This is a genomic window from Streptomyces sp. NBC_00012 (assembly GCF_045040875.1).
GTDB lineage: Bacteria > Actinomycetota > Actinomycetes > Streptomycetales > Streptomycetaceae > Streptomyces.
Window position 1 is genome coordinate 5,968,141 of sequence record NZ_CP108309.1, and the last position, 15,975, is coordinate 5,984,115.

The 15,975-nt window shown below is 70.4% G+C and carries 17 protein-coding genes; 11 read left to right on the plus strand and 6 right to left on the minus strand.

From position 1 onward, the window contains the following. Window positions 1-17 precede the first annotated feature (17 nt). The 4 genes from OHA19_RS27365 to era all read left to right on the plus strand — a co-directional run bounded on the left by OHA19_RS27365 (window position 18) and on the right by era (window position 4,002). Window positions 18-371, plus strand: a complete 354-nt coding sequence (locus OHA19_RS27365) for a cytidine deaminase (protein ID WP_326765522.1) — start codon at window positions 18-20, stop codon at window positions 369-371. A gap of 210 nt (window positions 372-581) precedes the next feature. After that, the gene (locus tag OHA19_RS27370) at window positions 582-1,937 is read left to right on the plus strand and encodes a beta-xylosidase (RefSeq protein WP_405721428.1); all 1,356 of its coding nucleotides are present in this window, start codon (window positions 582-584) and stop codon (window positions 1,935-1,937) included. Between the two features lie 83 nt (window positions 1,938-2,020). Then, entirely contained in the window at window positions 2,021-2,965 is a 945-nt protein-coding gene (locus OHA19_RS27375) for a WxL protein peptidoglycan domain-containing protein (protein WP_405712464.1), read from the plus strand. Window positions 2,966-3,027: 62 nt separating this feature from the next. Continuing rightward, window positions 3,028-4,002, plus strand: coding sequence for a GTPase Era (gene era, locus OHA19_RS27380; protein WP_266733136.1), 975 nt, complete (start codon window positions 3,028-3,030; stop codon window positions 4,000-4,002). Window positions 4,003-4,025: 23 nt separating this feature from the next. Here the strand turns inward: era and OHA19_RS27385 are convergent, their stop codons facing one another. Together OHA19_RS27385 and OHA19_RS27390 are read right to left on the minus strand one after the other, a co-directional pair. Beyond that, window positions 4,026-4,292 carry a protealysin inhibitor emfourin gene (locus OHA19_RS27385; RefSeq protein WP_266733137.1) on the minus strand — a complete coding sequence of 89 codons (267 nt, stop codon included), beginning with the start codon at window positions 4,290-4,292 and terminating at the stop codon, window positions 4,026-4,028. Window positions 4,293-4,323: 31 nt separating this feature from the next. After that, window positions 4,324-5,400, minus strand: coding sequence for a M4 family metallopeptidase (locus tag OHA19_RS27390; RefSeq protein ID WP_405712461.1), 1,077 nt, complete (start codon window positions 5,398-5,400; stop codon window positions 4,324-4,326). Between the two features lie 294 nt (window positions 5,401-5,694). Between OHA19_RS27390 and leuA the strand changes: the two genes are divergently transcribed. The 5 genes from leuA (at window position 5,695) to OHA19_RS27415 (ending at window position 10,614) form a co-directional block, all read left to right on the plus strand. Next, on the plus strand, window positions 5,695-7,488 hold the full coding sequence (gene leuA / locus OHA19_RS27395; RefSeq protein WP_405752004.1) for a 2-isopropylmalate synthase: 1,794 nt from the start codon (window positions 5,695-5,697) through the stop codon (window positions 7,486-7,488). Window positions 7,489-7,727: 239 nt separating this feature from the next. After that, window positions 7,728-8,405 (plus strand): TerB family tellurite resistance protein, encoded by a 678-nt coding sequence (locus tag OHA19_RS27400; protein ID WP_405712458.1) that lies wholly within the window; start codon window positions 7,728-7,730, stop codon window positions 8,403-8,405. A 45-nt stretch (window positions 8,406-8,450) separates the two neighbouring features. Beyond that, window positions 8,451-9,197 (plus strand): DNA repair protein RecO, encoded by a 747-nt coding sequence (gene recO / locus OHA19_RS27405; protein WP_405712456.1) that lies wholly within the window; start codon window positions 8,451-8,453, stop codon window positions 9,195-9,197. A 35-nt stretch (window positions 9,198-9,232) separates the two neighbouring features. Further along, window positions 9,233-10,057, plus strand: a complete 825-nt coding sequence (locus OHA19_RS27410; RefSeq protein WP_405752006.1) for an isoprenyl transferase — start codon at window positions 9,233-9,235, stop codon at window positions 10,055-10,057. A gap of 23 nt (window positions 10,058-10,080) precedes the next feature. Beyond that, complete coding sequence (locus tag OHA19_RS27415; protein WP_405712454.1) at window positions 10,081-10,614, plus strand: YcxB family protein; 534 nt, start codon at window positions 10,081-10,083, stop codon at window positions 10,612-10,614. 39 nt (window positions 10,615-10,653) lie between these two features. On the opposite strand, the gene OHA19_RS27420 is transcribed toward OHA19_RS27415, so the two are convergent. The 4 genes from OHA19_RS27420 to OHA19_RS27435 form a co-directional block, all read right to left on the minus strand. Next, window positions 10,654-11,088 (minus strand): Fur family transcriptional regulator, encoded by a 435-nt coding sequence (locus OHA19_RS27420; protein ID WP_405712452.1) that lies wholly within the window; start codon window positions 11,086-11,088, stop codon window positions 10,654-10,656. A gap of 65 nt (window positions 11,089-11,153) precedes the next feature. Then, a complete protein-coding gene (locus tag OHA19_RS27425) occupies window positions 11,154-12,047 on the minus strand; it encodes a metal ABC transporter permease (protein ID WP_405712450.1) in 894 nt (297 codons plus the stop codon). Window positions 12,048-12,049: 2 nt separating this feature from the next. Beyond that, window positions 12,050-12,832 carry a metal ABC transporter ATP-binding protein gene (locus OHA19_RS27430; protein WP_405712448.1) on the minus strand — a complete coding sequence of 261 codons (783 nt, stop codon included), beginning with the start codon at window positions 12,830-12,832 and terminating at the stop codon, window positions 12,050-12,052. A 38-nt stretch (window positions 12,833-12,870) separates the two neighbouring features. Further along, window positions 12,871-13,824 carry a metal ABC transporter substrate-binding protein gene (locus OHA19_RS27435; RefSeq protein ID WP_405752009.1) on the minus strand — a complete coding sequence of 318 codons (954 nt, stop codon included), beginning with the start codon at window positions 13,822-13,824 and terminating at the stop codon, window positions 12,871-12,873. A 206-nt stretch (window positions 13,825-14,030) separates the two neighbouring features. Between OHA19_RS27435 and OHA19_RS27440 the strand changes: the two genes are divergently transcribed. Both OHA19_RS27440 and OHA19_RS27445 read left to right on the plus strand, forming a co-directional pair. Further along, window positions 14,031-15,413, plus strand: coding sequence for a glycine--tRNA ligase (locus tag OHA19_RS27440; RefSeq protein ID WP_266733155.1), 1,383 nt, complete (start codon window positions 14,031-14,033; stop codon window positions 15,411-15,413). A gap of 251 nt (window positions 15,414-15,664) precedes the next feature. Beyond that, window positions 15,665-15,901, plus strand: a complete 237-nt coding sequence (locus OHA19_RS27445) for a DUF6243 family protein (protein ID WP_405712443.1) — start codon at window positions 15,665-15,667, stop codon at window positions 15,899-15,901. The last annotated feature ends 74 nt before the right edge of the window (window positions 15,902-15,975 follow it).

Below are 15,975 nucleotides of genomic sequence, written 5' to 3' on the forward strand. Positions count from 1 at the left end.
GTTCGTATGCTCGGCACATGACTGAGAGCACCGACCTCGGCCCCGAGGACCGCAAGATCGTCACGCTGGCGCGCAGCGCCCGCGCCCGCAACGGCGTGCCGGAGGGCGCGGCCGTGAGGGACGAGACCGGACGTACGTACGTCGCGGGCACCGTACGGCTGGAGTCGCTGAAGCTCAGCGCGCTGCAGACCGCCGTGGCGATGGCCGTGGCCAGCGGGGCCACTTCCCTGGAGGCGGCCGCGGTCGTCTCCGAGGCCGAGACCCCGTCGGACGAGGACCGTGCCGCGGTTCGGGACCTGGGCGGCCCGGACACCCCCGTCCTGCTCGCCGGGCCCGACGGCACCCTGCGGGTCAGCGTGACGGCGGGCTGACCCGCCCCGGCCCCGCAGCAGGATCCGCACCCGGCGTCCGTACGCCGGGTGCGGATCTTGACAGCATCTGATGGGTCATCAGCCGATGCGTTCCGCTCCCATTGACTTCTTCGGGGCCGGAGCCGTCAATGGGCCCCCGTCGGCGCGGAGAGCCGCTGCGCCGCATCCGCAGGAGGGGGCTCCATGCGTCCGACCGTCCGAAGAATCAGCATGCGAAGATCCGGCGCCCGAAGACAGCACGGACACCGCCACCGCTGGGCCGCCGCGCTGGGCGTCGGCGCGCTCGTCGTGGCCGGGGGAGCGGGGCTCGCGGGCCCCGCGCAGGCCATGGTCACCGCCTCGGTGCCGGTGGACTTCCCCACCCACTGCATCCCGCCGGCCATCGCGGGCATCCCGCCGATCGACGGGACGACGAAGGCCGAGATCACCGTCGACAACGCGGCCCCGAAGGTGGGCGACACGGTCACGGTCACGTACACCGTCGTCGAGCCGGCCGCGGGCAACCCGGTCGATCTGGCGCTGCCCGCCGACATCATGACACCGACCGGCAAGGTCACCGTCGGCGGTGCGCAGACCGCGAGCGTCACCGTCGCGGGCCCGAAGAAGAACGACCCGGTACCCGGCAAGGGCGCCTTCCCGTCGTTCTCGATGACCGGCACCTTCACGGTCACGGCGCCCGGCTCGATCACCCTGTCGCCCGGCGACTACAACATCCACACCAGCTACATCATGGAGCTGGACACGCCCTGCACCGTGACGGACCCGCCCGCCCCCGTCTCCGAGACGATCATCGCGACGGACGGCGGCGGCCAGGTCAACGAGCGTGCCATTCAGCTCGGGGCCGCGTCCGGCAAGGCGGGCGACGAGGTCGCCGTCACCGGGTCGAAGTTCACCCCGGGCGCGGACATCACCCTCGCCGGCCGGGCCGGTGACACCCAGACCGCCGACACGGCCACCGTGAAGGCGGACGGCTCGGGCGGCTTCAGCGGCCGGCTCACCGTCGCCGACCCGGCGACCACCGGCATCGTCGCCTACGAGGGCGGCGCCTGGGACCCGGCCAAGGGTGCGGGCCCGCAGGCCTACACCGTCACCGGTGGCGGCGGCGAGACCCCGGACGGCAGCCAGAAGCTCAACACCTCCATCAAGGCGGGCACGCTCTCCATGCTCCAGGCCGGGGACACCGTCGAGATGTCGGCGGTCGACTTCGGGCGGGGCGGCGCCTCCCGCGGCTCCCTGCAGACGGTGACGGTCGAGGACTACCGCGGTGGCCCCGCGGGCTGGTCCCTGACCGGAAAGGTCACCGACTTCCAGGGCCCCGGCGGCGCGACGATCGGCGCGTCCGCACTCGGCTGGACTCCGGTCTGCGCGACGAAGCCCGGCAGCCCGAGCACCTGCGCGGCGGGTTCCGAGGGGTCGGTCGGCAGCGCGGGCGCCACGCTGGCGTCCACGCCGAACGGGACCGTCACCGGCGGCGAGTTCACCGTCGACGCCCGGCTCGCACTGAACGTACCGGCGTACACCGCCCCCGGCGCGTACTCCGGCGTGCTCACCCTCACCCTCACCTGACCGAGCGCTCCCGAGCAACCGGCGGACCGGGCGCGCACCCGCCCGGACCGTCCGTCCCGACCACCACCCGGGGGTTCCGCACCGTGCGCAACATCTACGTACTGCTCCTGGCCGGCGTCCTCCTGCTGATCGGCGCGCCCGTCGCCGGCGCCGCGGACAACGGCAGCTGGTCGGTCTACCCGGCCACCGAACGGGCCGGTCAGCGCCCGTACTTCTACCTCTCGGCCGACCCGGGCGCCACGCTCCGCGACAAGGTCACCGTCACCAACAAGACGGACCGGCCGCAGACCTTCCGGCTGTACGCCGCCGACGCCTACAACACCGCCCGCGACGGGGGCTTCGCCGTACGGACCCGCGACGAGAAGCAGCGCTCGGTCGGCGCCTGGGCGAGGACCGGCCGCGACCGGGTCACCGTGAAGCCGCACGGCTCGGTCACCGTCCCGGTCACCATCACCGTCCCCGAGAACGCCGAGCCGGGCGACCACCCCGGCGCGCTCGTCGCGCTCGACGAGCGCATCGACCCCGCCGACGCCGGTGCCGTCGCCGTCGGCATCCAGAAGGCGGTCGGCGCCCGGATCTATCTGCGGGTGAACGGTCCGACCATGCCCGCCCTCTCCGTGGACGACATTCGCGTCGAGCACACCCAGCCGCTGGTCCCCGGCACCGGGAAGAGCCGGGCCGTCATCTCGTACACGCTCCACAACCGGGGCAATGTCACCCTCAGCCCCAAGGTCGCCCTCAAGGCCGAGGGACTCTTCGGCCGCACCCTGCTCGCCCGCGACCTGAAGAAGATCCCCTCCGAGCTGCTGCCCCGCCAGCAGGTCCGGCTGACCGAGCAGTGGGCCGGCGCGCCCCAGCTGGAATGGGGCGAGATCCGGCTGACCGCGAGCGCCCGCGAGACCCGCGAGTCCGCGACCGCCTCGTTCTTCGCCCTGCCCTGGCTGGTGGCCGGGATCCTGCTGGTGATCGTCGGCGGGGGTACGGGGATGTGGATTCGGGCCCGCCGCGGCCGTACCCGCACCGCCTGAGGCGACATCCGACAGGCCCCGCCGCGGCCCTTGGTGCGGCGGGGCCGCCGGGATCGGGGACAATGGGCGCCATGAGCGTTCGACCTGACACAGATGCCGCCGCGCAGCAGGCCGCGGGCAAAGCCCCCCACCGGGCCGGTTTCGCCTGCTTCGTGGGCCGCCCCAACGCGGGCAAGTCCACCCTCACGAACGCTCTGGTCGGCCAGAAGGTGGCGATCACCTCCAACCGGCCGCAGACCACCCGGCACACCGTGCGCGGCATCGTGCACCGCGACGACGCGCAGCTGATCCTGGTCGACACGCCCGGCCTCCACAAGCCGCGCACGCTGCTGGGCGAGCGGCTCAACGACGTCGTGCGGACCACCTGGGCCGAGGTCGACGTCATCGGCTTCTGCCTGCCGGCCGACCAGAAGCTCGGCCCCGGCGACAAGTACATCGTCAAGGAACTCGCGGGTATCAAGAAGACCCCGAAGATCGCCATCATCACCAAGACCGACCTGGTCGACTCCAAGCAGCTCGCCGAACAGCTGCTGGCCGTCTCCCGCCTCGGCGAGGAGCTCGGCTTCGAGTGGGCGGAGATCATTCCGGTCTCCGCGGTCAAGGACACGCAGGTCGATCTGCTGGGCGACCTGATCGCCCCGCTGCTGCCGGAGAGCCCGCCGCTCTACCCGGAGGGCGACCTCACCGACGAGCCCGAGATGGTCATGGTCGCGGAGCTGATCCGCGAGGCCGCGCTCGAAGGCGTACGCGACGAGCTGCCGCACTCGATCGCGGTCGTCGTCGAGGAGATGCTCCCGCGCGAGGGCCGCCCGGCGGACAAGCCGTTGCTCGACATCCACGCCAACGTCTACATCGAGCGCCCGAGCCAGAAGGGCATCATCATCGGCCCGAAGGGCAAGCGGCTGAAGGACGTCGGCACCAAGTCCCGCAAGCACATCGAGGCCCTGCTCGGCACACCGGTCTTCCTGGACCTCCATGTGAAGGTCGCGAAGGACTGGCAGCGCGATCCCAAGCAGCTGCGCAAGCTGGGCTTCTGAGGCGGGTCACCGGGCGACCGGTCTCACGCGCCCTCCTTCAGGACGCGTGAGACCAGTGCCCGCTGGGCGTCGGTCAGCCTCGGGTCCGCGCAGTGGACCGTGCGGTCGCCGACCGTGATCCGGTACCGGAAGCCGTCCGGCACCCCCTTGGGCGGGGTGTCGTGGCCCGCGGCCAGCGCGGACTCGGCCAGCGCCTCCCACTCCGGGGCGTCGTCCCGCCCGGCGGTGTCGACCTCGCTGTGGCGTGCGATGCCGGCGAAGCCGCCGGTCCTGCTGACCTGAATCCGCATGCGATGCCTCCAACGCCGGACGTCCGTGCCCCTACGCGGTCGGTACGCCCACTTCCGACCACGCCTTCAGGACGGCCTCCGCCTCGTCGCCCTCGCCGAAGCGGCTGCGGGCCGCGGCGACCGTCAGCCGGGCGAAGGACGCGAAGTCCGCGTCCACGGCCAGTTGACCACCTGTGAGCACATCGAACCAGAGCTGGCCGGCCCGCTCCCACGCATTGCCGCCGAGCGCCGTCGCCAGCAGATAGAACGCGCGGTTCGGGATGCCCGAGTTGAGGTGCACCCCGCCGTTGTCCTCGCTGGTGTGGACGTAGTCCTCCATCTTCGCGGGCTGCGGGTCCTTGCCCAGCACGTCGTCGTCGTACGCCGTGCCCGGAGCCTTCATCGAGCGCAGCGCGACACCCTGGACGCGGGGTGCGAGCAGCCCGGCGCCGATCAGCCAGTCGGCCTGGTCGGCGCTCTGGCCCAGCGAGTACTGCTTGACCAGGGAGCCGAAGACGTCGGACATGGATTCGTTGAGCGCTCCGGACTGGCCGTAGTAGCTCAGATTGGCGGTGTACTGGGTCAGGCCGTGGGTCAGCTCGTGGCCGATCACGTCGATGGCGACGGTGAAGTCGAGGAAGATCTCGCCGTCCCCGTCGCCGAAGACCATCTGCTCACCGTCGAAGAAGGCGTTGTTGTACTTCTCGTCGTAGTGGACGGAACCGACCAGCGGCAGTCCGTTGCCGTCGATCGAACGGCGGCCGTACGCCTTGAGCAGCAGTTCGAAGGTGGCGCCGAGTCCCGCGTACGCGCGGTTGACGCTCGAGTCCTTCGTCGGGTCCTGGCCCTCGGAGCGGACCTTGGTGCCGGGCAGCCGGGTGCCGTTGCGGCAGTCGTACAGGACGCGCTCGGGCTTGTCGGAGACTTCCCCGTCGGACGCCGGGGCGACGGGCACGGTGACGACCGTGGCCATCTGCCGGCGGGTGCGGCGGGCCGCGTCGCCCTCCAGGGTGCGACGGGAGGGCCCGGCGAGATCGGGGTTGTCGGACTGAGACAGCTTGTCGAGGACATGAGGCGGCACGATCGTGCAGTGGACGGGCTGGAATCCGTGCTGTGACTGAGGGTGCATACCGCCGACTGTGGCAGCAGGTAATCGCGATGTCACTGGTTGCGATCGGGATTGACGAAATGGAGTGATCGATCACGGTTGGGCGTTTCCTGCGCCCGGTCCCGCATACTGATACGGGACCGACGTATCAGGCGCCCCTCGGTTAGTCTCGTCGCATCATGCGTTTCGGGCTGCTTCTTCTTAGCTGCCGCGGCGAGGGCCTGTAGTCGTAGGCCGACCCCCTCCCCGCGGAGTCTGGTGTTGCAGTGACACAGTCGGCCGTCCCCCTGGTTGGACCCCGAGGAGCCGTACGTCATGACCGCCGCAAATCCCGCGCAGTTCCCCGCTGAAACCGCTGTCGGCCGTCCGACGCCGATCACCAACGCGACTCAGCTGCAGAAGCCGTCCGGGATGCCGATCCACAAGTACGGCAGCTACGAGGCCGTCGACATTCCGGACCGCACGTGGCCGGACAACCGGATCACCGTCGCGCCCCGCTGGCTCTCCACCGACCTGCGCGACGGCAACCAGGCCCTGATCGACCCGATGTCGCCGGCCCGCAAGCGCGAGATGTTCGATCTGCTCGTACGCATGGGCTACAAGGAGATCGAGGTCGGCTTCCCGTCCTCCGGCGAGACCGACTTCGCGTTCGTCCGCTCCATCATCGAAGAGGGCGCGATCCCCGAGGACGTGACGATCTCCGTCCTGACGCAGGCCCGCGAGGACCTGATCGAGCGGACCGTCGAGTCCATCGTCGGCGCCCGCCGCGCCACCGTGCACCTGTACAACGCGACGGCGCCCACCTTCCGCCGGGTCGTCTTCCGCGGCTCCAAGGACGACATCAAGCAGATCGCCGTGGACGGCACCCGGCTGGTCATGGAGTACGCGGAGAAGCTGCTGGGCCCGGAGACGATCTTCGGCTACCAGTACAGCCCCGAGATCTTCACCGACACCGAGCTGGACTTCGCCCTGGAGGTCTGCGAGGCGGTCTGCGACGTCTGGCAGCCCGAGGAGGGCCGCGAGATCATCCTCAACCTGCCCGCCACCGTGGAGCGTTCGACGCCGTCCACGCACGCGGACCGGTTCGAGTGGATGTCGCGCAATCTGACGCGCCGCGAGTTCGTCTGCCTGTCGGTCCACCCGCACAACGACCGCGGCACCGCCGTCGCCGCGGCCGAGCTGGCCGTCATGGCCGGTGCGGACCGGATCGAGGGCTGCCTGTTCGGCCAGGGCGAGCGCACCGGCAACGTCGACCTGGTGACCCTGGGCATGAACCTGTTCTCGCAGGGCGTCGACCCGCAGATCGACTTCTCGCAGATCGACGAGATCCGCCGCACCAGCGAGTACTGCAACCAGATGGAGGTTCACCCGCGCCACCCCTACGCGGGCGACCTGGTCTACACCGCCTTCTCCGGCTCCCACCAGGACGCCATCAAGAAGGGCTTCGACGCCATGGAGGCCGACGCGGCGGCCCAGGGCGGGGGTGTGACCGTAGACGATCTCGAGTGGGCGGTGCCGTATCTGCCGATCGACCCGAAGGACGTCGGCCGCAGCTACGAGGCCGTCATCCGGGTCAACTCGCAGTCCGGCAAGGGCGGTATCGCCTATGTCCTGAAGAACGACCACAAGCTGGACCTGCCCCGCCGGATGCAGATCGAATTCTCCCGGATCATTCAGGCCAAGACGGATGCCGAGGGCGGCGAGGTCACGCCGACGCAGATCTGGTCCACGTTCCGCGACGAGTACCTGCCGAACCCGGAGAACGCCTGGGGCCGCGTACAGATCCGCACCGGCCAGAGCACGACCGGCTCCGACGGCAAGGACACGATCACCGTCGAGGCGACCGTGGACGGCACGGACACCGTGCTGACCGGCACCGGCAACGGACCGATCTCCGCGTTCTTCGAAGCGCTGCAGGCCATCGGCATCGACGCCCGGCTGCTGGACTACACCGAGCACACCATGAGCGAGGGGGCCAGCTCCCAGGCCGCCTCGTACATCGAGTGCGCGATCGACGGAAAGGTCCTGTGGGGCATCGGCATCGACGCCAACACCACCCGGGCCTCGCTGAAGGCCGTCGTCTCCGCGGTCAACCGCGCCACCCGCTGATCCGGCGCCCGCGAGGGCACCGATCGCACGGCCACGGACCCCGTCCACCCGCTTCCGGGGGGCGGGGTTCGGCCATCTCCGGACGGTTGTGACGAGCGAGGTACTGACGCCACATCATGACTGTGGTTAACATCACGTTCACACGGCAGTGTTGCCGGAGGGGGCACCTCCCGTGCCCTTGGGGCCACGGGGGAGTTACGGAGGTGTGCGACGTGCGGTCAGCCCTGGGACATCGCGCCATGAAGCTGCGTATCTGCGGCATCCGCACCGTCTGGGACGCCGTCGGCGACGGGGAGTTCTTCTGCCCCGGCTGCGGCGGCGACCGCAACTACCGCCGGCTCACCGGACGTCGGCGCTTCGCGGTGCTCGGCGTGCCGATGCTGCGGCGCGGCACCGTGGGCCCCGTCGTCGAGTGCGCCGCCTGCCGGGAGCACTTCGGCACCGACGCGCTCGACCACCCCACCACCACCCGGCTCTCCGCCATGCTCCGGGACGCCGTCCACACCGTCGCGCTCGGCGTCCTCGCGGCCGGCGGCACCACCTCCCGCACGGTGCTGGAGACCGCGGCCGCCATCGTGCGCGGCGCCGGGTTCGACGACTGCACCGAGGAACAGCTCTGCACCGTCGTCGAGGTTCTCGCCGCCGATACCGGGCACGGCTCCGCCTTCGACCCCGCGGCCGAGGCGTGCGGAGCCGCCCTCGCCATCGAACTGCACGAGGCGCTGGAACCCCTCGCCCCGCACCTGGCCCCCGCCGGACGCGAATCGATTCTGCTCCAGGGTGCCCGGATCGCCCTCGCCGACGGCCCGTACGGACAGTCGGAGCGCGAGGTGCTGACCACGGTCGGCGGCGCGCTCCAGCTCTGCGCCCAGGACACCGCCCGACTGCTCGCCGAGGCCGCGCGCACGCCTTCCTGACCGGCCGGGGGCCCGCCCGCCGCCCCCGTACCGGACAATGGCCGTATGAGCTTGTTCCGGGACGACGGCGTGGTGCTGCGCACGCAGAAGCTGGGCGAGGCCGACCGGATCATCACGATCCTGACCCGCGGCCACGGCCGGGTGCGCGCCGTCGCGCGCGGGGTGCGCCGCACGAAGTCCAAGTTCGGGGCACGGCTGGAACCCTTCTCCCACGTCGACGTGCAGTTCTTCGCCCGGGGCAGCGAACTGGTCGGCCGCGGGCTGCCGCTCTGCACCCAGAGCGAGACGATCGCCCCGTACGGCGGCTCCATCGTCACCGACTACGCCCGCTACACCGCCGGCACCGCGATGCTGGAGACCGCCGAGCGGTTCACCGACCACGAGGGCGAGCCCGCGGTCCAGCAGTACCTGCTGCTCGTCGGCGGGCTGCGCACCCTCGCCCGCGGCGAACACGAGCCGCATCTCATCCTCGACGCGTTCCTGCTGCGCTCGCTCGCCGTCAACGGCTACGCACCCAGCTTCGAGGACTGCGCCAAGTGCGGAATGTCCGGACCCAACCGGTTCTTCTCGGTCGCGGCGGGCGGCGTCATATGCGGCGACTGCCGGGTGCCCGGCAGCGTCGTACCCTCGGCTGAGGCCGTCACGCTGCTGAGCGCGCTGCTCAGCGGCGACTGGGAGACGGCGGACGCGTGCGAGGCGCGGCATGCCAGGGAGGGGAGCGGGCTGGTGTCCGCCTATCTGCACTGGCATCTGGAGCGCGGGCTGCGCTCACTGCGGTACGTAGAGAAGTGACTCAGGCAGATCAGGTACAGGGAGCGAGACAGTTCATGGCAGTACGCGGAATCCTCGGCGGCCGTAACCGGCGCGACTACAAGACCCCGGAGCCGCACCCCTCCGGTGCCACGCCCCCGAAGATCCCCGGCGAGCTGGTGCCCAAGCACGTGGCCGTCGTGATGGACGGCAACGGCCGCTGGGCCAAGGAACGCGGCCTCCCGCGCACCGAGGGCCACAAGGTCGGCGAGGGCGTCGTCATGGACGTCCTCAAGGGCTGCATCGAGATGGGCGTCAAGAACCTCTCGCTGTACGCGTTTTCCACCGAGAACTGGAAGCGGTCCCCGGAGGAGGTGAAGTTCCTGATGAACTTCAACCGGGACGTGATCCGCCGCCGACGCGACGAGATGGACGAACTCGGCATCCGGATCCGCTGGGTCGGCCGCATGCCCAAGCTGTGGAAGTCCGTCGTCCAGGAGCTCCAGGTCGCCCAGGAGCAGACCAAGGACAACGACAAGATGACGCTGTACTTCTGCGTCAACTACGGCGGCCGGGCCGAGATCGCCGACGCCGCGCAGCGGATCGCCCAGGACGTCGCGGCCGGGAAGCTGGACCCGTCCAAGGTCAACGAGAAGACCTTCGCGAAGTACATCTACTACCCGGACATGCCGGATGTGGACCTCTTCGTCCGCCCCAGCGGCGAGCAGCGCACGTCCAACTACCTGATCTGGCAGAGCGCCTATGCCGAGATGGTCTTCCAGGACGTGCTCTGGCCGGACTTCGACCGCCGTGACCTGTGGCGCGCCTGCCTGGAGTTCGCCCAGCGCGACCGGCGCTTCGGCGGCGCGGTGGAGGCGGGTACCGCCGGACCGGCCGTCTGACCCTGCCATTACGATTCCGCCCCATGACGACTCAGGGGTGGGACGAAGTGGGGGCCGTGGTCGAGCTGGAGTACCAGCCGACCACGGCCGATTTCGCGGAGGCGCTGAACGCCCGCGCGAAGATCAGTACGAGCGGCCGCAGGCAGCGCAAGCTGCTGATCCTGATGCCGGCGCTGGCCGTGCTGATGGGAATCACGATCGCGCGCGGTGGGCACGGCCCGGGGGCGCCCGTCTGGGTGGGGCTCGTCTTCGTGATGCTGGGCGTGGTCCTGACACCCTGGCTGCAGGGCCGGCAGCTGTACCGGTTCGCCGCGCGCCAGGGCACCTGCCGCACGGTGGTGCGCGAGACCGGCATAGAGGTGGCCACTGACCACAGCACCACGACCGTCAACTGGGCGATGGTGCCCCGCTACCGGGAGACGCCGCAGCTCTTCGTGCTGTTCAGCGGCGACAAGCAGGCGACCGGGGTCACCATGCTGCCCAAGCGCGGCGTGCGGCAGCCGGACGATCTCGACCGGCTGCGCGACGTGCTCGACCGCAACGTACAAAGGCTCTGAGACGGGAGTGAGGCCCGGGGGCGCGCCGCCCCCGGGCCGTCACTTCTTCGCGTCCGCGCACTCCGCGCAGGTACCGAAGATCTCCACCGTGTGGGCCACGTTCGCATACCCGTGCTGGGCGGCGATGGTCTCCGCCCACTGCTCCACCGCGGGCCCCTCGACCTCCACGGCCTTGCCGCACATCCGGCACACCAGATGGTGATGGTGGTCCCCGGTCGAGCAGCGGCGGTACACGGACTCGCCGTCCGTGGTGCGCAGCACGTCGACCTCGCCGGCGTCGGCCAGGGACTGGAGGGTGCGGTAGACGGTGGTGAGCCCGACCGAGTCGCCGCGGTGCTTGAGCACGTCGTGCAGCTCCTGGGCGCTGCGGAACTCGTCCACCTCGTCGAGCGCCGCCGCCACCGCCGCCCGCTGCCGGGTCGACCGGCCACGTACCGGGGCCGCGTTCGTTCCACTGATCGGCGCCGTCGCCACAGCAGCCTCCTCGTGTCGCCCGTACTTGTGTCGGGCCATTGTGCCAGCCCGTCCCGGCGCCACGGTCAAACCCGGAGCTCGTCCGGGGCCGGGCGGGAGGCCGGTACCTCAAGGGTGCACTCCTCGGACGCGGCTTCGCTGCGACGGGCGCGGCTTCTGGCCAGCGGGGTCGCCAGCAGCGTCAGGGCGACGAAGACCGCGATGGCTAGCAGCACGATCGTCGCGCCGGGCGGGACGTCCTGGTAGTACGAGGTGACGGTGCCGGCCAGGGTCACCGCCGTACCGATGACGACCGACAGCACGAACGTGACCTTGAAGGACCGGGAGATCTGCTGCGCGGCCGCGACGGGCACCACCATCAGGGCGCTGACCAGCAGCAGCCCGACGACCCGCATCGCGACGGTGACGGTCACCGCCGCGGTCACGGCGACCAGCAGGTTCAGCGCGCGCACCGGCAGCCCGGTGACCCGGGCGAACTCCTCGTCCTGGCTGACCGCGAACAGCTGGCGGCGCAGCCCCAGTGTCACCAGCAGCACGAAGGCGGCCAGCACGCAGATCGAGGTGATGTCCTCGGAGGAGACCGTGGACAGGGAGCCGAAGAGGTACGAGGTGAGGTTGGCGTTGGAGCCGGTGTCGGAGAGGTTGATCAGCAGCACACCGCCCGCCATGCCGCCGTAGAACAGCATGGCCAGTGCGATGTCGCCGCGGGTGCGTCCGTACCAGCGGATCAGCTCCATCACGACTGCACCGGCGACGGCGACCGCCGTGGCCATCCAGACCGGGCTGGTGGAGAGCAGGAAACCGAGCCCGACACCGGTCATCGCGATGTGGCCGATGCCGTCGCCCATCAGGGCCTGGCGGCGCTGGACCAGGTAGATGCCGACGGCGGGGGCGATGACGCCGACGAGCACGGCGGCGAGCAGGGCCCGCTGCATGAAGGGAGGGTTGAGGAATTCCATGGTCAGCTCAGCAGTCCCGTCCGGACGGGCTCGGAGGCCGCGTGGGGGTGTACGTGGTCGTGTCCGGGCAGGGCGTGCTGGCCCAGCGCCTTCGGCGGCGGCCCGTCGTGCATCACACAGCCGTCGCGCAGCACGATCGCGCGGTCGATCAGCGGCTCCAGCGGGCCGAGCTCGTGCAGTACCAGCAGCACCGTGGTGCCGGCCGCGACCTGCTCGCGCAGGGTCGTGGCGAGGATCTCCTGGCTGGCCAGGTCGACGCCGGCCATCGGCTCGTCCATGATCAGCAGCTCGGGTTCGGCGGCCAGCGCGCGGGCGATCAGCACCCGCTGGTGCTGTCCGCCGGAGAGCGCGTCCACCGGGTCCCCGGCGCGGTCGGCGAGGCCGACGAGCTCGATGGCCCGGTCGACGGCGGCCCGGTCGGCCCTGCGGAGCAGGCCCAGCCCGGTCCGGGACAGCCGGCCGGAGGTGACGACCTCACGGATCGTGGCGGGGACGCCGCCGGCCGCCGTGGTGCGCTGGGGCACGTATCCGATCCGTGCCCAGGAGCGGAAGCGGCGCAGCGGGGTGCCGAACAGTTCGACGGAGCCGCCGGTGAGCGGGACCTGGCCGATGACGGAGCGCACGGCGGTCGACTTGCCCGAGCCGTTGGCACCGAGCAGGGCGGCGACCTCGCCGCGGTGCACGGTCAGGTCGATGCCGCGCAGCACCGGACGCGCGCCGAGCGTGGCCGTGGCGCCCCGCAGGGCTATCACGGGGTCGGTCGTGGTGCTCCCGGTCTCGGGCATGTGCGCCTCCGATGTCGCTGTGGCGGGTGTTACGGGGGTCACTTCGCGCCGAGCGCCTTCTGGAGGGCGGCGAGATTGGACCGCATGACCTCGATGTAGTCGGTGCCCTTGGACTTGGGCGTGATTCCTTCGAGCGGGTCCAGGACGTCGGTCTTCAGTCCGGTGTCCTTGGCGACGGTCTTCGCGGTCCTGTCGCTGGCGAGCGTCTCGAAGAACACGGTGGTGGCCTTGTTCTTCTCCGCGATGGTGTGGATCTCGCTGATCCGGGCGGGGCTGGGCTCGGCCTCGGGGTCGACGCCGGCGATGCCCTCCTGGGTGAGGCCGTAGCGCTCGGCGAGGTACCCGAAGGCGGAGTGGGTGGTGATGAACGTCTTGGTGGCGGTGTTCTTCAGCCCGTTCACGTACGCCGTGTTCAGACCGTCGAGCTCGGTGACCAGCGCGTCCGTGTTCTTCCGGTAGTCCGCGGCGTGGCCGGGGTCGGCCTTCTCCAGGGACGCGCCCACGCCCTTGGCGACCTCGGCGTACTTCACCGGGTCCAGCCAGACGTGGGGGTCGGCGCCGGCCTCGTCGCCGTGGTGCTCGTGTCCGTGCTCGTCGGCGCCGGCCTCGGTGCCGTGGTCCTCCAGCGTGGTGAGCTTCGAGGCGTCGGTGACGTGCTTCGCGCCGGACTGCACGATGGCGTCGTCCACGGCGGGCTGGATGCCCTTGAGGTACAGGACGAGGCCCGCGTCCGTGAGCCCGCCGATCTGCCGCGGGCTGAGCTCCAGGTCGTGCGGCTCCTGGCCCGGCTTGGTCAGCGTGGTGACGGAGACGTGCTTCCCGCCTATCTGCTCGGCCAGGAACTGCATCGGGTAGAACGAGGCCACCACGTCCAGTTTGTCGCCGTTCTTGCGGTCCGCGCCGTCCGAGGAGGAGCAGGCGGTGAGAGCGGTGAGGCCGAGGGCGACTGCTCCGGCGACGGCGGCGGTGGGTATGAGGCGGCTGACGTTCATGACAGTCATTTTCAACAAAACTGGAAACGATTGTCAACAAGGCTTATGAGATGACTTCGCGGCCGACCGTGCCGATACCGATTTGATCCAGGGGCCGTGCCCGCCGGTAATCTGAGGCATTCGCGCACCCGTCTCCCGACTGCCGTCCCCCCACCGAGGCGCTTCGCGCCGCCCCTGTCCAGTTTCGTCGTAATGAAGAGAGCACCGTGGCCGCCGACAAGATCGACTCCATCGTCAGCCTGAGCAAGCGCCGTGGCTTCGTCTACCCGTGCAGTGAGATCTACGGTGGCCAGAGGGCCGCCTGGGACTACGGGCCGTTGGGCGTCGAGATGAAGGAGAACCTCAAGCGCCAGTGGTGGCGCTACATGGTCACCTCGCGCGAGGACGTGGTCGGTCTCGACTCGTCGGTCATCCTCGCTCCCGAGGTCTGGTCCGCCTCCGGTCACGTCGCCACGTTCACCGACCCGCTGACCGAGTGCACCTCCTGCCACAAGCGCTTCCGCGCCGACCACCTGGAGGAGGCGTACGAGGAGAAGCACGGCCACGCGCCCGCGAACGGCCTGACCGAGCTCAACTGCCCCAACTGCGGCAACAAGGGCACCTTCACCGAGCCCAAGCAGTTCTCGGGTCTGCTCTCCACCCACCTCGGCCCGACCCAGGACTCCGGCTCGGTCGCCTATCTGCGTCCCGAGACCGCCCAGGGCATCTTCACCAACTTCGGCCAGGTGCTGCAGACCTCGCGCAAGAAGCCGCCGTTCGGTATCGCCCAGATGGGCAAGTCCTTCCGGAACGAGATCACTCCGGGCAACTTCATCTTCCGCACCCGCGAGTTCGAGCAGATGGAGATGGAGTTCTTCGTCAAGCCGGGCGAGGACGAGGAGTGGCAGCAGTACTGGATGGACCAGCGCTGGAACTGGTACACGGAGCTCGGCATGCGCGAGGAGAACATGCGCTGGTTCGAGCACCCGAAGGAGAAGCTCTCCCACTACTCCAAGCGCACCGCCGACATCGAGTACCGCTTCCGCTTCGGCGGCAGCGAGTGGGGTGAGCTGGAGGGCGTCGCCAACCGCACGGACTACGACCTCAAGGCGCACTCCAAGGCCTCGGGCACCGACCTGTCCTTCTTCGACCAGGAGGCCGGCGAGCGCTGGACCCCGTACGTCATCGAGCCGGCGGCCGGTGTCGGGCGCGCGATGCTCGCCTTCCTCCTCGACGCCTACATCGAGGACGAGGCTCCCAACGCCAAGGGCGTCATGGAGAAGCGCACCGTGATGCGGCTCGACCCGCGCCTCGCGCCGGTCAAGGTCGCCGTCCTGCCGCTGTCCCGGAACCCGCAGCTGTCGCCGAAGGCCAAGGGCCTCGCGACCGACCTGCGGAAGAACTGGAACATCGAGTTCGACGACGCGGGCGCCATCGGCCGCCGCTACCGCCGTCAGGACGAGATCGGCACGCCGTTCTGCGTCACCGTCGACTTCGACACCCTCGACGACAACGCGGTGACCGTGCGCGAGCGCGACACCATGAAGCAGGAGCGCGTCTCCCTGGACCAGATCCAGGCCTACCTCGGCGCCCGCCTGCTCGGCTGCTGACGTATCGCTCGTACTGACGAGGCCCCCGGTTCACCGTACGGAACCGGGGGCCTCGCCGCGCCCCGGCGCCGGGGCGCGGGGGCCGGCCCCGAAATCGGGTGCGGGGACAGACCGGGCCGGGGTACGGTTCCGGCATGTATTCGTTCTTCCAGATCTACGAGTGAGAGCGCGGCGGGTCCGACCACCCGCCGCCCACCGGACCGACCCAGGTCGCTTCAGACCTCACCTCGCAATACGAACGGGAGAACGCCGTGGCCAAGAGCCGTAACAACCTTCTCGGTGTGGGCGGACAGCGCAAGAAGCTGTCCCGCGCCGATCAGCAGGGCGTGGGCGCCGCCCGCACCACCGACCGCAAGGCGGCGGCCGACCAGAAGCAGGAGCTGCTGCGCAAGATGCGTGAGCGTGCGCAGTCCGGCACCACCCCCGAGGCGGCCCCGGCCGACGGTGCCGCGGACGCGCCCGAGCAGGACGCCCCGGCACAGAGCTGACGCTTCCTCACCCACCGTACGGCCGTGGGCCCGGATCACCCCGTGATCCGGGCCCACGCCCATGTCCGCGCCCC

Excerpts from the sequence above, each read along its gene's own strand:
- OHA19_RS27365 (WP_326765522.1), top strand. The coding sequence starts at position 18 with ATGACTGAGAGCACCGACCTCGGCCCCGAGGACCGCAAGATCGTCACG.
- OHA19_RS27370 (WP_405721428.1), top strand. The coding sequence starts at position 582 with ATGCGAAGATCCGGCGCCCGAAGACAGCACGGACACCGCCACCGCTGG.
- era (WP_266733136.1), top strand. The coding sequence starts at position 3,028 with ATGGGCGCCATGAGCGTTCGACCTGACACAGATGCCGCCGCGCAGCAG.
- OHA19_RS27385 (WP_266733137.1), bottom strand. The coding sequence starts at position 4,292 with ATGCGGATTCAGGTCAGCAGGACCGGCGGCTTCGCCGGCATCGCACGC.
- OHA19_RS27390 (WP_405712461.1), bottom strand. The coding sequence starts at position 5,400 with ATGCACCCTCAGTCACAGCACGGATTCCAGCCCGTCCACTGCACGATC.
- leuA (WP_405752004.1), top strand. The coding sequence starts at position 5,695 with ATGACCGCCGCAAATCCCGCGCAGTTCCCCGCTGAAACCGCTGTCGGC.
- OHA19_RS27400 (WP_405712458.1), top strand. The coding sequence starts at position 7,728 with ATGAAGCTGCGTATCTGCGGCATCCGCACCGTCTGGGACGCCGTCGGC.
- recO (WP_405712456.1), top strand. The coding sequence starts at position 8,451 with ATGAGCTTGTTCCGGGACGACGGCGTGGTGCTGCGCACGCAGAAGCTG.
- OHA19_RS27410 (WP_405752006.1), top strand. The coding sequence starts at position 9,233 with ATGGCAGTACGCGGAATCCTCGGCGGCCGTAACCGGCGCGACTACAAG.
- OHA19_RS27415 (WP_405712454.1), top strand. The coding sequence starts at position 10,081 with ATGACGACTCAGGGGTGGGACGAAGTGGGGGCCGTGGTCGAGCTGGAG.
- OHA19_RS27425 (WP_405712450.1), bottom strand. The coding sequence starts at position 12,047 with ATGGAATTCCTCAACCCTCCCTTCATGCAGCGGGCCCTGCTCGCCGCC.
- OHA19_RS27430 (WP_405712448.1), bottom strand. The coding sequence starts at position 12,832 with ATGCCCGAGACCGGGAGCACCACGACCGACCCCGTGATAGCCCTGCGG.
- OHA19_RS27435 (WP_405752009.1), bottom strand. The coding sequence starts at position 13,824 with ATGAACGTCAGCCGCCTCATACCCACCGCCGCCGTCGCCGGAGCAGTC.